The organism is Dubosiella muris (assembly GCF_004793885.1).
GTDB classification, from domain to species: Bacteria; Bacillota_I; Bacilli_A; order Erysipelotrichales; family Erysipelotrichaceae; genus Dubosiella; species Dubosiella muris.
In genome coordinates, this window is the sequence record NZ_SRYG01000009.1 from 45984 (window position 1) to 65000 (window position 19017).

Below are 19017 nucleotides of genomic sequence, written 5' to 3' on the forward strand. Positions count from 1 at the left end.
TTCAGGCGCCTGATTCCTGAATCTTTTTGTTTTTTTTGTCAAGATTGTCCACAATCGTCTTGAACACCCGCACAAACGTTTCCTGATCCTGCGGGTCGATCCCCGCAAAGATCCGATCGAAAAAAAGAGATTGAAGCGCCTGGCCTTTTTCAAGAATCGGCCGCGCTTTTTGCGTTAAATGAATTTCCTTTTGCCGCCGGTCGCGCGCGCTCGTTTGAATCGTCACGTAGCCTTCTTTTTCCATCGTTTCCAAATTCATGGAAACAAGATTGGCCCGGATGCCCCGGATCTCGACGATGTCGCGGGCGAGCGTGTACGCCGGATTGTTCCCCAAAAACAAAATGATATCGACCGCGGTGGATGAGCAGCCGCAAGCCTTCGCAAGCGGCTTCATCGTCTGCGTGTAGTCACGCAGCACCTTTTGGGCGAAACCAATACTCGTCGTGTCGCTGCTCATAAAAGTCCCCTCTCTTAACACTTCAAATTTGAAATAGTATGACACATTCTTTTTCGCTTCGCAACAAAAAGGAAAGATCCCGGCCGATCTTTCCTATTTTCTGGTCGAATCCCGCTCGACGAGTTTGCCGTTGTACGTCGTTTTGAGCGGATAGTCTTCATGGTGAAGCGCCAGCATGATCGCGTTCATGCCCGCCTCGCACATAAACGCGAGCCGGTTGTCGTAGCTTGTCAGCTCCGGCGAGCAAGCCCGGGAAAGGACAGACGCGTTGAAGCCGGTCACCTGCATCTCGTCCGGAACCGAAATCCCCGCCTTTTGGCAGCTTTTGAGCGCCGCGACCGCGATCTCGTCGTCGCAAGCCACCAGGGCGTCGTACGCGCCTTCTTCCTGAAGCAAGTCCAAAAGGGCGCGGCCGATCTCCTCAAAGTCGCCGCCAACCCGCTTTTCTATCCCCGTCACGCCATGGCGGGCGCACGCGTCCAAAAAGCCTTGTCGTTTTCTTTGCGTGGAGCCCGAATCGTGGCGGAATAAAAAAACAGGCGCGCGCGAGCCGCGCTCCAGCACCAGGTCGGTCAGCTTGCGGGCGGCCTCCTCGTCGTCATGCAGCACGCAAAAGACGTTTTCGGCATCCAGAAACCCGTTCAAAAGACAAACCGGGATCCGCTGGGCCGCCTTGACGATATACTCGTTTTTCTTCGGATTTTCGCTAATAAAATGGGAACCAATCAAAATCAAGGCGTCGACGTTGCGCTCCAAAAGCAGCTGCAAGTCGTTTTCCTGATTTTTCTCGTCGTAGCCTGTACAGCTGACGATGGCGGCAAACTCTTTCTTTTTCAGCAGCGGCTCCAAAAAGTGGATGCATTGCGCCTGGTACAAGTCGCCGGCGTCCGAGCATAAAATGCCAATCGTGGACATGGTCGAGTTGGCCATGCCGCGCGCGAACGCGTTGGGCGAATAGTTGTTTTGCTCGATGACCTTCAGCACCTTCGCCCGGGTCTTTTCCGACACGTACCCCGAATTGTTAAGGACGCGCGAAACCGTGGCGATGCTGACGCCGGACTGCTTGGAAATGTCGTAAATGTTCATAGTGGAATACTCCTTGTTCCTATGATAACCCACTTGCCGGCAAAGTCCATCTTTTTGGTCAAGTTTTTTCGATCGGATGTAAAGGCTTACACCTAAACCGGTTCAAAAACACAAAAAAGAAGCGAAAAAAGACGGTTTTGAAAGTATTTCGCTTGCGATATCCGGCGAATCCTCTTAAATTTGTGATGTAAAGGCTTTCATATAATTTGTGGGCGTAAAGAAGATCCCTCGCGGAATCGAAACCGCTCGCGCAGGAGGTTCAAAACATGAAATCATTTATGGACAACGATTTTCTACTGGAAAACGACACGGCGAAACATTTATACCACGACTACGCCGAGTCGATGCCAATCTTAGACTACCATTGCCATCTTTCGCCAAAAGAAATCGCGGAAGACCGCCAGTTTGAAAACATTACCCAAATCTGGCTGGGTGGCGACCACTACAAATGGCGTCTTATGCGCTCCAACGGCGTCGACGAGGCGTACATCACCGGCGACGCGTCCGACCGCGAAAAGTTTCAAAAATTCGCCGAAACGCTCGAAAACGCGATCGGCAATCCGATGGTGCACTGGTCGCATCTGGAACTCAAAAAATATTTTGGCTACGAAGGCGTGCTCAACGGCGAAACCGCCGAAGACGTATGGAATCTGGCCAACGAGGTGCTCGCGAAAAAAAGCGCCCGGGATTTCATTCGCGAATCCAACGTGCGGCTCGTCTGCACGACCGACGATCCCGCCGACTCGCTCGAATACCACGCGCAAATCGCCCAGGATCCGGCATTCGACGTGCAAATCATCCCGGCCTGGCGTCCGGACGCGGTATACAAAATCGAAAAACAAGGCTGGAACGACTACGTGAAGCGCCTGGCCGACAGCGCCGGAATGCCCATCGAAAGCTTCGCCGATTTGCTTCAAGCACTCGACCGGCGCCTCGACTTCTTCGTGTCCATGGGCACCAAATCCACCGACCACGGCATCGACTACATGGTATTCGAGCCGGCATCCGACGCCGAACTGGAAGCCATCTTCCAAAAAGCGCGCCGCAACGAAAGCTTGAGCCGGAAAGAGCAGGAACAATACAAGACCGCCCTGCTGCTGCATTTGGCCAAACAATACGCCAAACGCGATTTAGTGATGGAAATCCATTATGGCGCCATCCGCGACAACAACACGAAAATGTTCGAAACCCTCGGACCGGACACCGGCTACGACTCGATTGGATCATACACCCCGATCGAACCCGTTTCCCGTTTTCTGGACGCGCTCGAAAAAGAAGACGCCCTGCCAAAAACCATTTTGTATTCGCTCAATCCAAACGACGACGCGCCAATCGGCACGCTGCTGGGCGCCTTCCAAAACAGCGACGCTCAAGGCAAGATCCAGCAAGGCTCGGCCTGGTGGTTCAACGACAACAAGCAAGGCATGATCGACCAGATGACCCGGCTGGCCAACTTGTCCGTGCTCGGCAATTTTGTCGGCATGCTCACCGATTCGCGCAGCTTCCTGTCGTACACGCGACATGAGTACTTCCGCCGCATTTTAGCCAATCTGCTTGGCGGCTGGGTGGAAAACGGCGAGTATCCAAACGACGAAAAAGCGTTGAAGAAGCTGATGGAAAACATCTCCTACAACAACGCGGTACGCTACTTTGGATTCGATTTGGAGGAAGCCCACGTATGAGCCTGGAACAAATTCTCGCCAAGCACAAAATCGTGCCCGTCGTCGTAATCGACGACGTGGCTGACGCCGTGCCGCTTGCCCGGGCGCTCGTTTCCGGCGGCTTGCCAATCGCCGAGGTGACGTTTCGGACGCCCGCCGCGAAAGCGTCGATCCAGGCGATGAAAGCCGCCTTTCCGACAATGCTTGTCGGCGCCGGTACGATTTTAACGGAAACGATGGCGGACGAGGCGCTGGACGCCGGCGCGGATTTTCTCGTCATGCCCGCCACCGACGAGGCATTGATTCGCCACGCCCTCGATCGCCACGCGCCGGTTTGCCCTGGCGTCATGACCCCAAGCGACGTGCAGACATGCGACCGGCTCGGCCTTCGCCTTGTGAAGTTTTTCCCGGCCGAGCCAGCCGGCGGACTCGCCAGGATCCAGGCCATGAGCGCCCCGTATCCTTTCATGCGATTCATGCCAACCGGCGGCATCGGTCTGAAAAACATGAACGCCTATTTGCGATCCGGTTCTGTCGTTTGTGTGGGCGGCAGCTGGATGGTGAAAAAAGAGTGGATCGCGACCGGCCAGTTTGAAAAAATCGAAGAAAAAACGCGCGAAGCGGTTCGCGCGCTGGAAGAAGAGGTTTAAACGCCTCTTTTTTCGCTTTTTATAAGTCGATCTCCTCAAAATCGGAAGCGGGATGCTTGCACCAAGGACAAATGTAGTCCGCAGGCAGATCCGGCTGGTCGTAAATGTAGCCGCAAATGACGCAGCGCCATCCCTTTTTGCCTGTTGTCGTTTTTTTGTCTTCGAACTTCGGCTTGATGTGGGCGTGATAGTACGAATAGCTGGCGCTTGGCACGTCGGAAATCGTCTTCGCCTCCGTCACGTAGGCGACAAACATCACGTGGGAGCCCAGGTCGATTTCCTGGTCGACCTCGCAGCTGATGAACGCGTTCGTGCCTTCGGTGACATAATACAATCCGTTTTCCGAAACGGCCTTATGCTCGTAGCTTCCAAATTTATCGAACGTGCGCCCCGACTGGAAGCCAAAATGCTTGAACAAATCGAACGGCGCCTTTTCATCGAGAATGGAAATGTTGAATTTTCTCGATTGCTGAATGAGTTCGCGGGTATAACTGTCCTTGCTTACGCTGACGGTAATGATATCCGGGTTTTCCGAAGCCTGAATCGCCGTGTTGATGATGCAGCCGGAGTTTTTTCCGTCGTGCCCCCCAGTCAGGACAAAGAGTCCGTAAACAAAATCTCTCATGACTTGTGCGTCCATAAAATTACCTCGTTTTCTAATAGCTTTATTATCGGCGATTTTAAAAAAGAATGCGAAAAAAATGCCCATAGGAAAAAACGGATGCGATGAAAACAGATGAAAAAAGATGAAACTATTTGACATTTCTTTCATTGTTCTGTATTGTGAACCCAACAAACCGATGAAGCGGAGATCAAAGTCGTTACGCGCCCATAGAGAGTCCGGGAGGGTGGAAGCCGGATGGAAAGGCGGACGGCCAAATGGACCGCCGAGGGCATGGTCAAAGGCGAACGCCGAGTACTCCATGACGTACGATCTGCGTCAAAGATCAGGAATGTGACAGCATTCTCCAAGCGCTTCTTTTGAAGAATCAAGGTGGCACCGCGGGCCGTATACAGACACAGCTCGTCCTTGACGAAAGCGAAAAGCTTCGTCAAGGACGAGCTTTTTGCATCAAAGGAGAAACGTATGCAAACACGCAAACAAATTCACGATCTGTTTTCCGGCACCGGCGCCAGGCGGCTGCCCCTGACGGAAATTTTGCCAATGAAAAACACCCCTCAGGAGGTTTTTCAAAAATTCCACGCATTCGGCACGCCCGGTTTTGCGCTCGAAAGCGACGAGCCCGACGCCTTCACCTACGTCGGCGTCCGGTTCGAGAAACGCATCACGCTCAAAGGAAACGTCCTCACGATCGAGGACGCCACGCACGTCCAAACGACATCGACAGTCGTTTCCGATCCAAAAAACGCGCTCGAGCGGCTGCTTTTGGACTACAAGACGCCCGCGCTTTATCCGTATTTTTGCGGCGGGCTCGCCGGCTATTTCGCGTACGATTTCATTCAGTACACCGAACCAACGCTCGCGTTGCGAACCGGCGACACGAACGCCATGGAGCTCTTTCTCGTCAACGACCTGATCGTGTTCGACTTCCAAAACGAGCAAATGATCCTGATCGCCGGCATCGTGAAAGACGACCCAAACCGCGGCTATGACGAAGCCGTCTTGCGCATCGAGGCCATGTGCCAAACGCTGGACGGCCCCCAAACAAAGGCCCATCCGCTGCTGCGCCTGCGCCAGCCGCTGCGCCCCGCCTGTCCAACCACCCGCTACGAGGCGATGGTCAAGCAGGCGAAACGCTACATCGAGCAAGGCGAGATCTTTCAAGTCGTGCTCTCCAATCCTTGCACCGCTTTGGCCGATGGCTCGTTGTTTTCCGTATACGAAACGCTGCGCCAAACCAACCCGGGCCCGTACCTGTTTTACTTTGCCGGGCAGGACATCGAAATGGCGGGCTCGAGCCCGGAAACGCTTGTGCGCGTCGACCACGACCACGTCGCCACGTTTCCGCTGGCGGGCACGTGCAAGCGGGCAAAGGAGCCACACGAAGACGAGCGGCTCATGCGGGATTTGCTGCGCGATGAAAAGGAGCTCGCGGAACACCGTATGCTCGTTGATCTGGGCCGCAACGACCTCGGCAAGGTGTGCCGGTGCGGCAGCGTGGACGTGACCCGCACGCTCGACGTCGTAAAATGCGCGCAAGTCATGCACTTGTCGTCCACGATCACCGGCGTTCTCGCGCCCGGCAAAACCGCGCTCGACGCCCTGTTTTCCACGCTTCCGGCCGGCACGCTCTCGGGCGCGCCCAAGATCCGGGCGTGCGAGATCATCGACGAGCTCGAATCCGCGCCGCGCGGCGTGTATGGCGGGGCGTTCGGATTCATGGATTTTAGCGGCCGCCTCGACTTCTGCATCGCGATCCGGTTCGCGACGCTGCAAAACGGTGTCGTCCGGGTGCAAAGCGGCGCCGGCATCGTATTCGATTCCATTCCGGAACACGAAGCGCAGGAATGCCAAAACAAAGCGCGCGCCATCGTGCAGGCGCTGGAAGGAGAAAGCCATGCTTTTGCTCATTGACAACTACGACTCGTTCACGTACAACCTCGCGCAGCTCATGGGCGCGTTCGACACCGTCTATGTCGCGCGCAACGACGCGCTGACGCTCGACCAGATCGAAGCGCTGGATCCGGCCGCCATCGTGCTGTCGCCAGGCCCGGGCCGGCCCGAAAACGCCGGCATTTGCGTGGACGTCATCCGCCGTTTTTACAAGCACGTGCCGATTTTGGGCGTATGCCTTGGCCATCAGGCGATCGCGGCCGCGTTTGGCGCCACGATCCGTCCCGCCTCATCCATCGTCCATGGCAAGGCCGGGCGCGTCGACGTGTGTCATCCCTCGGTGTTGTTTGAAGGAATGAAACGATTCGAAGCCGGGCGCTACCACTCGCTCGTCGTCGACGACCTGCCCCCAGAGCTGATTGCCAGCGCCACAGGCGACGGGGAGATCATGGCCATCGAACACACCACGTATCCCGTGTTCGGTGTCCAGTTCCACCCCGAATCCGTACTGACGCCTTGCGGTTCGCAAATTTTCGCCAATTTTATGAAAGGAGTGCTCGCATGATTACCGAAGCCGTTCAAAAACTATCCACCTATGAAAATCTTTCCTGCGCCATGGCGCGTTCCGTCATGGAAGAGATGATGACAGGCCGGTGCACCGCCAGCCAGATCGCGTCGTACTTGGTGGCGCTCGCCATGAAAAAGCCAAGCGTCGACGAAATCGTCGGCTCCGCCCAGGGCATGCGCGCGCAAGCCATCGCCGTCCGGGACGCCAGCGACGCGCTGGAAATCGTCGGCACCGGCGGCGACCACGCCGGCACGTTCAACATATCCACGACGTCGGCGTTCGTCATCGCCAGCGCGGGCGTCAAAGTCGCCAAGCACGGCAACCGGGCCGTGACTTCCCAAAGCGGGGCGGCCGATTGTCTCGAAGCGCTCGGGGCCAATTTGGACGTCGACGCCAGCCGGTGCCGGCAGCTGCTTGAAACGACGAACTTTTGTTTTTTGTTCGCGCCCAACCATCACCGGGCGATGCGCTACGCCGCGCCCGTGCGCAAGGAGCTAGGCATGCCGACGATTTTCAATTTGCTCGGCCCGCTCACCAATCCGGCCGGTGCTTGTCGGCAGGTGCTTGGCGTGTACGAGCCCGGTCTAGTCGAGCCAATGGCGCAGGCGCTCGTCAAGCTTGGCGTCAAGCGGGGACTGGTCGTCTGCGGCATGGATGGTTTGGACGAGATTTCCGCCAGCGCGCCGACTCTCGTATGCGAAATCGACGGGAAAACGAGAAAGACGTACACGATCGCGCCCGCCGATTTTGGCTATCCGGTTTGCCAAAAAGAAGAGCTTGCCGGCCAAAACGCTATGGAAAACGCGAAAACGACTCGCGCGATCCTGGCCGGCGAAGAGCGCGGCCCGCGCCGCCATATCGTATGCATGAACGCCGGAGCGGCTTTGTACGTGGCCCAAAAAGCGGCGTCCATCGCGGAGGGAGTCCGTCTGGCCGAGCGCCTCATTGATTCGGGCACGGCGCTGCGAACGCTTGATACGTTCGTGGAGGAAAGCCATGGCTGATCTTTTGCAGACGATCGCGCAAAGCACAAGAGAGCGGATCGCCCGGGAAAAGGAACGGGTGCCGCTCGAACAGCTGAAAGCGCGCCCGATTCCGGCTCATCCGTCGTTGTACGAGGCGCTCAAAGCCGAACCGCTCGCGTTTCTTTGCGAGGTGAAAAAAGCCTCGCCATCCAAAGGCGTCATCGCCCCGGTGTTCGATCCGGTGCGCATCGCCAAAGCGTACGAAGAGGCAGGTGCCAGCGCGATTTCGTGTTTGACGGAGCCCGCGTATTTTCAAGGCAGCGACGCGGCGCTGGAAGCCATTTGCCAGGCGGTCGACGTGCCGGTGCTGCGCAAGGATTTCGTCGTCGACGAGTACATGATTGTGCAGGCGGCCGTCATGGGCGCGGCCGGCGTGTTGCTGATCGTGGAGCTGCTGACACCCGACGAATTGCGCCGCGCGATCGCGCTTGCCAACCAGCTGGGCATGGACCCGCTTGTCGAAGTGCGCACCGAAGCGCAGCTGCACATGGCGCTACAATGCGGAGCGCGCCTGCTTGGCGTGAACAACCGGGATCTGCGCGATTTCCACGTCGACCTCTCGCGGGCCCCTCGCTTGCGGACGCTTGTCAAAAACGAGGACATCGTGTTCGTGGCCGAGTCGGGCTATCGAACGCGCGAGCAAATCGAAATGCTTGAGAAAGCCGGCGTCGACGCCGTGCTCATTGGCGAAACCTTGATGCGCGCGCCAGACAAACGGGCGATGCTGACCGCGCTCAAAGGAGAAACGCGATGCGGGTGAAGATTTGCGGCATCCGCTCCGCGGTCGATGTGGATCTGGTCAACGCGTACCGTCCCGACTGGATCGGGCTGGTCATCGACGTGCCCTCTTCGTTTCGCTCGGTGACGATCGAGCAGGCCCGTGCGTTGTCGAAACGAGTGGACGAAGGCATCGGCGTCGTCGGCGTCTTTGTCGACTGTCCGCTGGACACGATCGCCTCGCTCCTGGAGGACGGCGTGATCGCGATGGCGCAGCTGCATGGCAGCCAATCGGAAGCGGACGTGGCGTGGCTGCGCGAGAAAACCGGCCGGCCGGTTCTGTGCGCGTTTGAAGTCAAAAGCGAACGGGACATCGCGATGGCGCAAAAAAGCGGCGCGGATTTCGTGTTGCTGGATGGGGGCAAAGGGCAGGGAAAGCCGTTTGACTGGACGCTGCTGAAGGGCATGACGCGTCCGTTTGGCTTGGCGGGCGGCGTGGATGTCGCGCTTGTGGAGGCGGCGTGCCAGGCGGGGGCGTCGTGGATCGACGTGTCCTCGGCGGTGGAGACGGACCAAAAAAAAGATGGAGAAAAAATGAAAGCGCTGATCGCGCGATGCAGGAGGGAAAGACAATGAGCAAAGGAAGATTTGGCCGGCATGGCGGCCAGTATGTGCCGGAAACGCTGATGGGCGCTCTGGAGGAGCTCGAACAGGCGTACGAGCGCTATAAAAACGACCCGGCGTTTCAACAGGAGCTAGGCGAATTGCTGGCGCAGTACGCCAACCGGCCTTCGCGGTTGTACTACGCGAAAAACATGACCGAGGATTTGGGTGGCGCGAAAATTTACATGAAGCGCGAGGATTTGAACCATACGGGCGCCCATAAAATCAACAACGTGCTTGGCCAGGCGCTGCTCGCTAAAAAGATGGGGAAGACCCGGCTGATCGCGGAAACGGGCGCCGGACAGCACGGCGTGGCGACGGCGACGGCCGCGGCGCTCTTTGGGATGGAATGTGTCGTGTACATGGGCAAGAAGGATACCGAACGGCAGGCGCTCAACGTGTACAAGATGAAGCTGCTTGGCGCCCGGGTCGTGCCGGTGACGTCGGGCACGGCGACATTGAAAGACGCGGTCAACGAGGCGATGCGCGAGTGGACCCGGCGTCTGGACGACACCCATTACTGCCTGGGCAGCGTCATGGGACCGCATCCGTTTCCGACGATGGTGCGCGATTTCCAGGCCGTCATTTCCAGGGAATCCAAAGCGCAAATGCTGGAGACAGAAGGGCGGTTGCCGGACATGGTGGTGGCGTGCGTGGGCGGCGGCTCCAACGCGATTGGCAGCTTTTACGACTACATCGGCGACGAGGCGGTGCGCCTGGTCGGATGCGAAGCGGCTGGGACCGGGGTGGACGCGCCTGAAAGCGCGGCGACGATCCACGTTGGCAAGCCGGGCATCTTCCACGGGATGAAGTCGTATTTTTGCCAGGACGAGCATGGACAGATCGCGCCGGTGACGTGCATCTCGGCCGGTCTGGACTATCCGGGTGTCGGTCCGGAACACGCCGATTTGCACGACCGGGGCCGGGCCGAATACGTGGCCATCACGGACGAGCAAGCCGTGCAGGCGTTCGAGTACGTGTCGAAGATGGAAGGCGTCATTCCGGCGATCGAGAGCGCCCACGCTTTGGCGTACGTGATGGAGGCGGCGCCAAACATGGGCAAGGACGAGACGATCGTCGTGACGGTTTCGGGCCGTGGCGACAAGGATTGCGCGATGATCGCGCGCTGGAAAGGAGAGCAAGTCGATGCGTAGGAAAGTATTCGCGCGCAAGGCGCTGATCGCGTATGTGATGTGCGGCGATCCCGATTTGCGAACGACGAAAGAAAACATTTTGGCGCTGGAACAGGCGGGCGCCGACTTGATCGAGCTAGGTATCCCGTTTTCCGATCCGGTCGCGGAAGGGGAAGTCATCGCCGCGGCCAGCGAGCGGGCATTGAAAAACCACATCGTGGCCGATGACGTGTTCGCGATGGTCAAGCAGGTACGCGAAAAGACGACGATTCCGTTGGTCGTCATGACGTACGCCAATGTCGTATTCGCCTACGGCGTGGAGGCGTTTATGAAACGATGCGGGGAAACCGGCATCGAGGGCGTCATTTTGCCGGATGTGCCGTACGAGGAAAAAGCGGAGTTCGAAACGGCGGCCCGGGCCCATGGCGTGGCGTGGATCCCGCTCGTGGCGCCGACGTCGGGAGCCCGGATCCCTTCGATCGTTAAAGACGCCGAAGGTTTCGTGTATTGCGTCTCCTCGTTAGGAACGACGGGGATGCGCTCCTCGTTTTCGAACGAACTGGAACACGTCGTGCGCCAGGTCAGGGCGCATACGGACTGTCCGTGCGCGATCGGCTTTGGCATTTCGACGCCAAAGCAGGCGGAGGCGATGGCGGATATGGCTGATAGCGTCATTGTCGGCAGCGCGTTTGTCGATCTTTGCGCCCGACACAAAGAGAAGGCGCCGCAGGCGGTTTACGAGCTGGCGAAGGCGTTGAAAGACGCGCTGCGCGCTTCCGAAACGAGGCGGGAAACGAGCTGATCGACGGGCGTTCGCATATCTTCCTCGATCCACTCGTTCAGCAGGGCGAGAAAGCCGCCGGCCGAATACGTCGAAAACAAGGCGAAGCGGTGGTTCGAGCGGGCCTGGACGAGCCGGATGCCACCCGAAAGCAAGCCATAGTGGAGCTTTTGCGCGTCGTAGCGGCGCAACAGCAAAAGCTCTTTTTTCTGCTGTTTCCAAAATGAGAAAAACTCGGTGGCGATTTGTTCGAGGTCGTACGTTTGCAGCGGGGAAACGGCGTCCTGGTAGCGAGTGAGCAGTTGTTCCAGGCAGTCGGCGAACACGCCGTCCAGCCCGTCGTAGTGGCGGTAAAAGGTGCGGCGGCCGACGCCGGCCTGGTCGCATAGGCGCGTGATGGTCAGCGGGGCGTCTTGGGCAAGGCATTCGTAAAACGCCTTGCGTAAATAAAAGCGGGTTTGGGATTTGGGATCGTCGAGCATGGCGCACTTCCTTCCTGTTTGTGCCGCGTGGTTGCGGGAAAAACGCATTGCCTTCATAATAACGGAAAACAGGAGGAATGGGAAGATGATCGTGTATGGCAGTCATTATGGAACGGCGAAGTGGTACGCCGAAAAGCTGGGGGAAAAGCTGGGCGAGGAGGTCGTGTCTGTCGAGTCGTTTCGTGGCGCGAAGGAGCCGGTCGTGTTTGTGAGCGGCTTATACGCGGGCGGCTTCAAGGGGGCGAAGACGTTTCAAAAGCGGATAGACGGCACCAAATTCACGCTCGTGTCGTGCGGTCTGGCCGATCCGAAGGAGGAGAAAACGCGGCGGGAAATCGAACGCAACGCGCGTGCCGCGTTCAAGGATTGGGATGGTCCGCTCTTTTGCGTGCGGGGCGCCATCGACTACAGGCGGCTTTCGGTTTTGCATCGGGTGATGATGTGGATGATGAAAACCATGATTGTCAAAAAGGGGCTGGAAGCGGAAAACGAGGCTTTTTTAGCGACGTATGGAAGTCGCATTTCGTTTTGTTCCGAGGACCAGCTTGATCCAATCGTCGCATACCGGCAAAAAAACGAGCGGTTTTAGGGAGACGCTCGTTTTGGTTAAGGTTTATCGGGATTGTCCGTAATACGCGTGCGGACCGTGTTTTCGGGTAAAGTGTTTTTCAATCAAATGGCGCGGGGCGGGCGCGGCGTTTGGGCACACCATCGTGGTGATGGCCGCCATTTTCGCGGTTTCCTCAAGCACTTTGGCGTGGTATACCGCTTCGCCGGCGTCTTTTCCCCAGGCAAAGGGGCCGTGGTTTTTCACGAGAACCGCCGGGGTGTCGGACATGGCGATGGTTCGGGTCTGGAACGTTTCGACAATGACGTTTCCGGTGTTTTTTTCGTATTCGGCTTTTGTTTCGTCCGGGCGCATGGCGCGGGTGCAGGGGATGCTGCCCCGGAAGTAGTCGGCGTGCGTCGTGCCGAATGCAGGCAGGTCTTTGCCGGCTTGCGCGAACGCGGTCGCCCATGTCGAATGCGTGTGGACGATGCCGCCAATGGAGGGATCGGCCCGGTACAATGCCAAATGGGTCGGCAAGTCGGAGCTGGGACGAAGGCTGCCTTCGACGACGTGTCCGTTTAAATCGACGACGACCATGTCTTCGGGACGCATCGTTTCGTAGGCGACGCCGCTTGGCTTGATGACGACCAGGCCGCTTTCGCGCTCGATCGCGGACACGTTGCCCCAGGTGAACAGCACGAGGTCAAGATCGCGAAGGCGAAGGTTTTGTTTCCATACTTCGCGTTTGAGCGCGTCAAGCATCTTGCAAACCTGTTTCCAGCTCGGTTTCCTCGAGCGCGGTTTGTTTGGCCGCGGCTTTGCGTGCAGCTCTTCTCGCTTCGCGTTGTTTTTGTTTTTCGGCATCCGCCGCCGCGTCGAGTTTTTCCTCTTCGAGAATTTTTTTGCGGTTCCACATCGCCAGGCCAAGGGTGGCCACGATGAGCAGTGCGATCCAGATCCAGCCGTTGTTTACGACATGGACAAGCAGCCATGGAATCGGGTTCGAGCCGTAGTCGATGCTAGAAATGAGCGTCGCGCCTTCCGGAATCGGGAAGTGGCTTGCGGCTGCCGCGCTCGTGAAGAGCGGTGCCAGACTCGTGCCGATCATCAGTCCGCCGCCCATGACGACGATGCCAATCAGGAACGTGCGGAAGAAGTCGCCTTTCGTGACGGCGACGATGAGCGGGAACTGGAAGCAGATGCCGCACAAGCCCACAAGCGGCAGGAACTCGTTGCCTGGCAAAACGATGGCCAGCAGCAGAGTGACGGGTACCATGAGCACGGACATCGCCAGCACGACCGGATGGCCGATACCGGCAGCGCAATCCAACCCGATGTACACTTTGCGTCCGGCGAATTTTTTCTGAATGATGGCCTGGATGCCTTCGGAAACCGGGATGATGCCTTCCATGAGGATGGCGGCCATCTTTGGCGTGATGACCAAAACGGCCGACACGGTGACGCCCATCACAAGGATTTGCGAAATCTTTTCCGAAACGGAGAGCTCTGGCATGAAGGCGAAGCCCGCGACGCCCAGCAGCACGCCGACGATCAGACCGAGGATGGCCGGGTCGCCAAACAGGCCCATTTTCTTGTTGATGGTTTTCTCGTCCAAATGAATCTTGTTCAAACCGGGCACTTTGTCGATCGCTTTATCCATGACCCAGGCGATGGGAACGAACGAGGCCGCCAGCCCGTGCGGGAACGTGATGCCCGGCAAGCCGAGCACTTCCTCGGTCGCCTTGGCCATGCGGTCGGCGATGACCATGATGACGACCATGTTCACGGAAGCGAGGATGAGCGATAAAAACATGTTGTGGGTCAAGGCGTAGACGATCGAGCCGGAAAAGGCGAAATGCCAGAAGTCCCAAATGTCGACGTCCACGGTTTTGGTGGATTTGGTCAAAAGCATGATGACGTTGATCAGGATGCCAAGGGGAATCATCGTGACGCCGACCGCCGTTCCGAAGGCGATGGCCGAGGCGCTTGGCCATCCAACGTCGATGACGGTCAAATTCAATCCAAACAGCTTGACCATGTTGTCGACCGCGGGCTGGACGACGTCCGTCAAAATCGTGACGGTGGCGTTCAATCCGATAAAGCCGATTCCGACTAGAAGGCCGCCTTTTAAGGCGCGCAGGAACGGAACGCGGATGCACACACCGATGAGCGTAATCAAGATCGGCATCATGACCGTTGGGCCAAGATCAATAATAAACTGAATCGCGTTTGTTATGACAGACATACTGCATCTCCTTTCACACAACTTTTGAGCAATTCGGCAATGACTTCCGGCTTTTTCTCGCTGGACAGGCGGTCCATGAGCGCCCGGTCGTTAAAGCGGGACATCAAACCGGAAAGCAACGGCATTTGGTCGCTTTTGTTTTTGACAAGAAGGATAAAAATCATTTCCGCGTCCACCGGGTCGCCCGAGCACATTTCCTGAAATGCGAGCGGTTTTCGCGGCCGGATGAACACCAGGCCGGGCCGCTCGATGCATTCGCTGTCCGTGTGCGGGATGGCCAGCTGGTGTCCCGGAATTTTCAATCCGGTTGGAAACTGCCGCTCGCGCCGGGCCAGAGCGCCTTGGTACGTGTCGTTGACGTAGCCGTGCTCGAGCAGCCAGCCGCTCATCGTTTCGAACAGCTCGTCCTTCGAGGCGAAATCGGCATCGAGGAAAATCAAACTGGTATCCATGATCTACAGCTCCAAAATGTCGAGAATTTCGTCGACGCAATCGTCCATGCCGATGGAAGTGATGAAGGGAAGGCCGAACACGACGGGCGTGCCATAGTCGCCTTCCACGCGGGACGTGGTGACGACGACATCGTAGTTTTCGGCGTTCATCGGCAAGTCGGCCACGGAGCATTGTCCATAGGCGACTTGATCCGCCAGCCCTTCTTCCGCCATTTTCGCTTGTAGTTTTTGCAAAGCCACCGTGCTGGTGCATACGCCTGCGCCGCAGGCGACAAGAATTTTCTTTTTCATAAAATGTCCTCCTCATTGAACGCATCCATCAAAAGATCAAGATGCCGTGTATTGATAAATTCTTTTATTTTCATCGTTGTGTTGAGCCGCTGGTAAAGCCGGAGAAAAAATCCGTTTTCCTTTTTCAGGAATTCCTTGCTGACGGCGATCATGAGCACGACCTGGACCATGCCGTATTCCCAGACGATTGGTTTTTCCAGCACCGCGACCGCGATCGCCGGACGAACAACCGTCCCCGCCATGCAGTGCGGCACCGCCAGCAAATTGCCGATTTCCGTCGTGCCGAGTTGTTCGCGCTGCCAAAACGAGTCGCGCGCCGTTTCGTCCACGAAGCCTTCGCGCCACAACCGGTTCGACAAGACGTCCAAAACCTCCTGCCGGCTCATGGGCGGCAAATGGTCGAAAAACAAAGACGGTTGGAACAGCGCGCGAATCGGAACGGGTTCGCCATCCGTTTGGATGAACCGTTGAATGGAGCGAATGTCCTGTTCGGCAAGCAGCGGCGAGATGTGGATCCAGGGCAGGCTGACTTCCGAGGGAAGCTGCACCGTCGACAAAATCAAGTCGGCGTCCCGGGGACGAAGCGTCGTGGCCTGCCGCATCGTAAACGTGCCGGTCAAATCGAGCTGTTCGCGGAAGATGTCGTTGATTTTGGCGAGCAGCAGCAAGCTGGTTCCCATGCCGGTTGTGCAGACGAGCGCCACTTTTTTGCGCCGGTCCTTTCCGTAGCGGCCCCGGAAGAGGGAGCCGCCGATGTGCACGGCCAAATAGCCGACTTCCGTTAGCGGAAACATGCAGCCAAAAAGCGACTGAAGCCGGACGGACAAGATTTGCGCCAGTTCCATCGCGTACGGATACTGGCGGCGAATGTCGTCCAAAATCGGATTCTCGATGACCATGCCGCGCTTGAGCCGCACGAGGGCGACGCTTAAATGCGCGACGAGCCCGTCGATGAGTACGGAATCTTGACGAAGGCCGGTTCCATACAAATGGTCGACTTCCACGAGGCTTTTTTGTACCGCCTTGTCCAAAGACTGGCTCGTTTGGGCGTCGAACCGAAACGAGAGCGATCGTTTTTGGGCGGCCATGTGCCAGGCCAGGTTTTCGATTTCGCCATCGGGCAGCTCGATTTGCACCGCGTGTTTCAAATCATCGGCCAGCCGCGTGGCGGGCTGGAGAAACTGGCGGGGCGCCGCGTGGGCGCAGGAGAGCGCCATGCCTTTTTGCAGCCGGAACAGCGCGACTTGCACGTGCAGGAACAAGTTGGCGATTCCCGCCTCGCTGAGAGCGAGGTTTTCCGCGTCCAGCGCGTCTTCGACGAGTTCGTGGATGCGGCGCTGCTGCATGGCTTGCAGTCCGAAGTCGGGGCTGATTTTTCCGCTGCGGATCAAGTGGAGCAGACAGCTGCGGATTTGTTCCTCGCCGCCTTCGAGCCGAAGTCCTTGTCCGAACCGGACGAGGGAAAGGCCGAATCCGTCCAGATCCTCTTTTACAAGGTGGATGTCGTTTTTGATGGTCGACTCGCTGACGTACAACCGGGCCGCCAGATCGGGAACGCTGGCGGTTTCGTTCATTAAGAAGAAACCGGCCAGCCAGCATACGCGCTCGGACTGGGTTTCCGGAATGTCCAGCCGGGCCTCCAGCAGGGAGGCCAGTCGTTCGCGGGAGGGGCCTTGCAGCGAGCAAGCGCCTTTTTGCAGGACGATGGAGCATTCCGTATCCTTTAGAGCGTGATTGAGGCGCCTCAAATCTCTGCGGATCGTCTTTTCGGAAACGTTGAGCGAAGCCGCGACTGCGTCCAGCCGCAATGGCCGGTCTGCTTTGCCAAGCAGCCGGATCAATTCGATTTCCCGTTTTCCAGCATCCATATCCATTCCTCCTTTGACGCTTTCATTATTACAGGAAAACGCTTTCATGAACAGACATCCTTTGTCTTTTGCGAAGGACAACCTTTGTCTGTTTGCTTTCGTGCCTTTTCCTTTTGTTTCGAAAACGAAAAAGAGATACAATAAGACCGACAAGCCATCCGGAAGCGGGGGTGATGGAATGATGGCAGAAGAAAGGCTGAGCCGAATCGAGCAGATGACCAACGAAAAAGGGTACGTGTCTACGCGGGATCTGGCTGGCGCGCTGCAAGTGAGCGAGCCGACGATTCGTTCCGACTGCAAAGAGCTCGAAAAACAAGGGCGCGTCATCCGCGTGCATGGCGGGGCCAAGAGCCGGCGCACCCGGGGCATTTTGACGCAATCATCGGAAAAGGACATGGACGACCGGCAGGGCCACGAGCAGGCGGAAAAAGACGCGTTGTGCCGGTACGCGGCCAGCCTCGTCCAGGACGACGACTGTATCTTTATTGACGGGGGCACGACGTTCGCCACGATTTTGGATCATCTCAAAGGAAAACGGGTGCGGGTCGTGACGCACAGCCAAATTATTTTGAACAGCTTTACGAGCGAGAATGGCGAATTGTTCATGATTGGCGGCAACTACAGCCCGCAATATAAAATGAATCTCGGGCCCGCCGCGCTGGCGGATCTGGATTCGTTCAACTTTCAATACGCGTTTTTGAGCTGCGCCGGGGTGGATATCGACCGGCGGAAAGCGTACACTGCCGAGCTGGAAACGGCGGAAGTGAAAAAAAAGGCGATGAAGCTGGCGGAAAAATCGTTTTTGATTATCGACAGCTCGAAGCAAAAAATCAAAGGGTTTTACAGCTTCGCGGATCTGGACGAGTTTGACGGCATCATCACCGACCGCACCGACCAGGAGGTTCCCGACCATTTCATTATTCCGGAAGAAAATTGATTTCTTTCGGTTTTTTATTTTATTCCGCCATAAACGAAAATATTCGAAAATAATTGTTGCGAATTCGAAAATATTCTGCTATATTTCAAGCGTAAACGAAAATATTGAGAAAAATTCGAAAAGATTGGAGCGATAAACGTATGAACACCAGCATTCTTCTTTCGCACAGCCGCCAGGCGCGCCGCCACATTGTCGAGATGGTCGCCGCCGCTGGCTCGGGCCATCCGGGCGGATCGTTGTCGTGCACGGATGTGCTCACCTGGCTTTACGACGAGGAAATCGACTTGAACGACCCAATGCGGGACCGGCTCGTGCTTTCTAAAGGGCACGCCGCCCCGGCCCTGTACGCCCAGCTCGCGGTGCATGAGCGGATTGACCCTGAGGAACTGCTCACGCTGCGCAAGCTGGGATCCCGGCTGCAAGGCCATCCCAACATGGCGGACCTTCCCGATGTGGATATGAGCACCGGCTCGCTGGGGCAGGGGCTGTCGGTTGCTGTCGGTATGGCGTGGGCGGACCGGTACTTGGGGCGTGCGCGCCGGACGTGGTGCGTATGCGGCGATGGCGAGTTCGAGGAAGGACAGATTTGGGAAGCCGTCATGGCGGCCGCCAAATACAAACTGGCCAATTTGACGTTGTTTTTGGATGAAAACGGATTGCAGATCGACGGCAAGGTGCTCGACGTGGGCGGAATGGACGACTATGCCGGCGCGTTGAAGGCGTTTGGCTGGAACGTGCTGGAAATCGACGGCCACGATTTCGGGCAAATCGAAACGGCGGTCGCTTGCGCAAAAGGAAGCGGGATGCCAAGCGCGTTTGTTTGTCATACGGTAAAAGGAAAAGGCGTGTCGTATATGGAAAATGTCGCGGGCTGGCATGGCAAGGCGCCAAACGCCGAGCAGGCGCGGCAGGCGTACGAGGAGTTGGAGGCATAAT

At 57.3% G+C, this 19017-nt stretch carries 21 protein-coding genes; 12 read left to right on the top strand and 9 right to left on the bottom strand.

Translation table 11 applies throughout. The features are described 5' to 3' along the window. Position 1: 1 nt before the first annotated feature. Together E5336_RS05555 and E5336_RS05560 are read right to left on the bottom strand one after the other, a co-directional pair. Positions 2-457 carry a MarR family winged helix-turn-helix transcriptional regulator gene (locus tag E5336_RS05555; protein ID WP_277820795.1) on the bottom strand — a complete coding sequence of 152 codons (456 nt, stop codon included), beginning with the start codon at positions 455-457 and terminating at the stop codon, positions 2-4. A gap of 93 nt (positions 458-550) precedes the next feature. Next, positions 551-1543, bottom strand: coding sequence for a LacI family DNA-binding transcriptional regulator (locus E5336_RS05560; protein WP_135980087.1), 993 nt, complete (start codon positions 1541-1543; stop codon positions 551-553). Positions 1544-1809: 266 nt separating this feature from the next. Between E5336_RS05560 and uxaC the strand changes: the two genes are divergently transcribed. Both uxaC and E5336_RS05570 read left to right on the top strand, forming a co-directional pair. Next, a complete protein-coding gene (uxaC, locus tag E5336_RS05565; protein WP_135980088.1) occupies positions 1810-3225 on the top strand; it encodes a glucuronate isomerase in 1416 nt (471 codons plus the stop codon). Further along, positions 3222-3854: a bifunctional 4-hydroxy-2-oxoglutarate aldolase/2-dehydro-3-deoxy-phosphogluconate aldolase gene (locus tag E5336_RS05570; RefSeq protein WP_135980089.1), complete on the top strand. Its 633-nt coding sequence runs from the start codon at positions 3222-3224 to the stop codon at positions 3852-3854. The genes uxaC and E5336_RS05570 overlap by 4 nt, the downstream gene beginning before the upstream one ends. A gap of 19 nt (positions 3855-3873) precedes the next feature. On the opposite strand, the gene E5336_RS05575 is transcribed toward E5336_RS05570, so the two are convergent. After that, the gene (locus E5336_RS05575; RefSeq protein ID WP_135980090.1) at positions 3874-4494 is read right to left on the bottom strand and encodes a flavin reductase; all 621 of its coding nucleotides are present in this window, start codon (positions 4492-4494) and stop codon (positions 3874-3876) included. Positions 4495-4941: 447 nt separating this feature from the next. Between E5336_RS05575 and E5336_RS05580 the strand changes: the two genes are divergently transcribed. From E5336_RS05580 to trpA, 7 genes are read left to right on the top strand one after another with little or no spacing between them, the layout of a single operon-like run. After that, positions 4942-6390, top strand: a complete 1449-nt coding sequence (locus E5336_RS05580) for an anthranilate synthase component I family protein (protein ID WP_135980091.1) — start codon at positions 4942-4944, stop codon at positions 6388-6390. Continuing rightward, positions 6374-6934: an anthranilate synthase component II gene (locus E5336_RS05585; RefSeq protein WP_135980092.1), complete on the top strand. Its 561-nt coding sequence runs from the start codon at positions 6374-6376 to the stop codon at positions 6932-6934. The genes E5336_RS05580 and E5336_RS05585 overlap by 17 nt, the downstream gene beginning before the upstream one ends. Further along, positions 6931-7941: an anthranilate phosphoribosyltransferase gene (gene trpD, locus E5336_RS05590; RefSeq protein ID WP_135980093.1), complete on the top strand. Its 1011-nt coding sequence runs from the start codon at positions 6931-6933 to the stop codon at positions 7939-7941. Before E5336_RS05585 ends, trpD begins: the two co-directional genes overlap by 4 nt. Further along, positions 7934-8722, top strand: a complete 789-nt coding sequence (gene trpC, locus E5336_RS05595; protein WP_135980094.1) for an indole-3-glycerol phosphate synthase TrpC — start codon at positions 7934-7936, stop codon at positions 8720-8722. The genes trpD and trpC overlap by 8 nt, the downstream gene beginning before the upstream one ends. Further along, on the top strand, positions 8713-9315 hold the full coding sequence (locus E5336_RS05600; RefSeq protein ID WP_135980095.1) for a phosphoribosylanthranilate isomerase: 603 nt from the start codon (positions 8713-8715) through the stop codon (positions 9313-9315). The genes trpC and E5336_RS05600 overlap by 10 nt, the downstream gene beginning before the upstream one ends. Beyond that, entirely contained in the window at positions 9312-10496 is a 1185-nt protein-coding gene (gene trpB, locus E5336_RS05605) for a tryptophan synthase subunit beta (protein ID WP_135980096.1), read from the top strand. Before E5336_RS05600 ends, trpB begins: the two co-directional genes overlap by 4 nt. After that, on the top strand, positions 10489-11277 hold the full coding sequence (gene trpA, locus E5336_RS05610) for a tryptophan synthase subunit alpha (protein WP_135980097.1): 789 nt from the start codon (positions 10489-10491) through the stop codon (positions 11275-11277). The genes trpB and trpA overlap by 8 nt, the downstream gene beginning before the upstream one ends. Here trpA and E5336_RS05615 read toward each other — a convergent pair. Next, positions 11211-11795, bottom strand: coding sequence for a TetR/AcrR family transcriptional regulator (locus E5336_RS05615; RefSeq protein WP_277820796.1), 585 nt, complete (start codon positions 11793-11795; stop codon positions 11211-11213). The genes trpA and E5336_RS05615 overlap by 67 nt on opposite strands. Before the next feature lie 28 nt (positions 11796-11823). On the opposite strand from E5336_RS05615, the gene E5336_RS05620 reads away from it, so the two are divergent. Next, positions 11824-12327 carry a flavodoxin domain-containing protein gene (locus E5336_RS05620; protein ID WP_168353570.1) on the top strand — a complete coding sequence of 168 codons (504 nt, stop codon included), beginning with the start codon at positions 11824-11826 and terminating at the stop codon, positions 12325-12327. A 24-nt stretch (positions 12328-12351) separates the two neighbouring features. On the opposite strand, the gene E5336_RS05625 is transcribed toward E5336_RS05620, so the two are convergent. The 5 genes from E5336_RS05625 to E5336_RS05645 are packed head-to-tail and all read right to left on the bottom strand — an operon-like array spanning position 12352 to position 17144. After that, entirely contained in the window at positions 12352-13050 is a 699-nt protein-coding gene (locus E5336_RS05625) for an L-ribulose-5-phosphate 4-epimerase (protein ID WP_135980131.1), read from the bottom strand. Beyond that, a complete protein-coding gene (locus E5336_RS05630) occupies positions 13043-14533 on the bottom strand; it encodes a PTS galactitol transporter subunit IIC (protein WP_135980100.1) in 1491 nt (496 codons plus the stop codon). The genes E5336_RS05625 and E5336_RS05630 overlap by 8 nt, the downstream gene beginning before the upstream one ends. Then, positions 14521-14985 (bottom strand): PTS sugar transporter subunit IIA, encoded by a 465-nt coding sequence (locus E5336_RS05635; RefSeq protein WP_135980101.1) that lies wholly within the window; start codon positions 14983-14985, stop codon positions 14521-14523. Before E5336_RS05635 ends, E5336_RS05630 begins: the two co-directional genes overlap by 13 nt. A gap of 3 nt (positions 14986-14988) precedes the next feature. Then, complete coding sequence (locus E5336_RS05640) at positions 14989-15276, bottom strand: PTS sugar transporter subunit IIB (protein ID WP_016318293.1); 288 nt, start codon at positions 15274-15276, stop codon at positions 14989-14991. Continuing rightward, positions 15273-17144 carry a BglG family transcription antiterminator gene (locus tag E5336_RS05645; protein ID WP_168353571.1) on the bottom strand — a complete coding sequence of 624 codons (1872 nt, stop codon included), beginning with the start codon at positions 17142-17144 and terminating at the stop codon, positions 15273-15275. The genes E5336_RS05640 and E5336_RS05645 overlap by 4 nt, the downstream gene beginning before the upstream one ends. A 178-nt stretch (positions 17145-17322) precedes the next feature. Here E5336_RS05645 and E5336_RS05650 point away from each other — a divergent pair, with 178 nt between their 5' ends. Together E5336_RS05650 and E5336_RS05655 are read left to right on the top strand one after the other, a co-directional pair. Continuing rightward, entirely contained in the window at positions 17323-18081 is a 759-nt protein-coding gene (locus E5336_RS05650) for a DeoR/GlpR family DNA-binding transcription regulator (RefSeq protein WP_135980103.1), read from the top strand. A gap of 113 nt (positions 18082-18194) precedes the next feature. Continuing rightward, on the top strand, positions 18195-19016 hold the full coding sequence (locus tag E5336_RS05655) for a transketolase (RefSeq protein WP_277820800.1): 822 nt from the start codon (positions 18195-18197) through the stop codon (positions 19014-19016). The last annotated feature ends 1 nt before the right edge of the window (position 19017 follow it).

Bases quoted from the DNA above. Each gene is read 5' to 3' on its own strand.
- E5336_RS05555 (WP_277820795.1), bottom strand. From the start codon at position 457: ATGAGCAGCGACACGACGAGTATTGGTTTCGCCCAAAAGGTGCTGCGT.
- E5336_RS05560 (WP_135980087.1), bottom strand. From the start codon at position 1,543: ATGAACATTTACGACATTTCCAAGCAGTCCGGCGTCAGCATCGCCACG.
- uxaC (WP_135980088.1), top strand. From the start codon at position 1,810: ATGAAATCATTTATGGACAACGATTTTCTACTGGAAAACGACACGGCG.
- E5336_RS05570 (WP_135980089.1), top strand. From the start codon at position 3,222: ATGAGCCTGGAACAAATTCTCGCCAAGCACAAAATCGTGCCCGTCGTC.
- E5336_RS05575 (WP_135980090.1), bottom strand. From the start codon at position 4,494: ATGGACGCACAAGTCATGAGAGATTTTGTTTACGGACTCTTTGTCCTG.
- E5336_RS05580 (WP_135980091.1), top strand. From the start codon at position 4,942: ATGCAAACACGCAAACAAATTCACGATCTGTTTTCCGGCACCGGCGCC.
- E5336_RS05585 (WP_135980092.1), top strand. From the start codon at position 6,374: ATGCTTTTGCTCATTGACAACTACGACTCGTTCACGTACAACCTCGCG.
- trpD (WP_135980093.1), top strand. From the start codon at position 6,931: ATGATTACCGAAGCCGTTCAAAAACTATCCACCTATGAAAATCTTTCC.
- trpC (WP_135980094.1), top strand. From the start codon at position 7,934: ATGGCTGATCTTTTGCAGACGATCGCGCAAAGCACAAGAGAGCGGATC.
- E5336_RS05600 (WP_135980095.1), top strand. From the start codon at position 8,713: ATGCGGGTGAAGATTTGCGGCATCCGCTCCGCGGTCGATGTGGATCTG.
- trpB (WP_135980096.1), top strand. From the start codon at position 9,312: ATGAGCAAAGGAAGATTTGGCCGGCATGGCGGCCAGTATGTGCCGGAA.
- trpA (WP_135980097.1), top strand. From the start codon at position 10,489: ATGCGTAGGAAAGTATTCGCGCGCAAGGCGCTGATCGCGTATGTGATG.
- E5336_RS05615 (WP_277820796.1), bottom strand. From the start codon at position 11,795: ATGAAGGCAATGCGTTTTTCCCGCAACCACGCGGCACAAACAGGAAGG.
- E5336_RS05620 (WP_168353570.1), top strand. From the start codon at position 11,824: ATGATCGTGTATGGCAGTCATTATGGAACGGCGAAGTGGTACGCCGAA.
- E5336_RS05625 (WP_135980131.1), bottom strand. From the start codon at position 13,050: ATGCTTGACGCGCTCAAACGCGAAGTATGGAAACAAAACCTTCGCCTT.
- E5336_RS05630 (WP_135980100.1), bottom strand. From the start codon at position 14,533: ATGTCTGTCATAACAAACGCGATTCAGTTTATTATTGATCTTGGCCCA.
- E5336_RS05635 (WP_135980101.1), bottom strand. From the start codon at position 14,985: ATGGATACCAGTTTGATTTTCCTCGATGCCGATTTCGCCTCGAAGGAC.
- E5336_RS05640 (WP_016318293.1), bottom strand. From the start codon at position 15,276: ATGAAAAAGAAAATTCTTGTCGCCTGCGGCGCAGGCGTATGCACCAGC.
- E5336_RS05645 (WP_168353571.1), bottom strand. From the start codon at position 17,144: ATGGATGCTGGAAAACGGGAAATCGAATTGATCCGGCTGCTTGGCAAA.
- E5336_RS05650 (WP_135980103.1), top strand. From the start codon at position 17,323: ATGATGGCAGAAGAAAGGCTGAGCCGAATCGAGCAGATGACCAACGAA.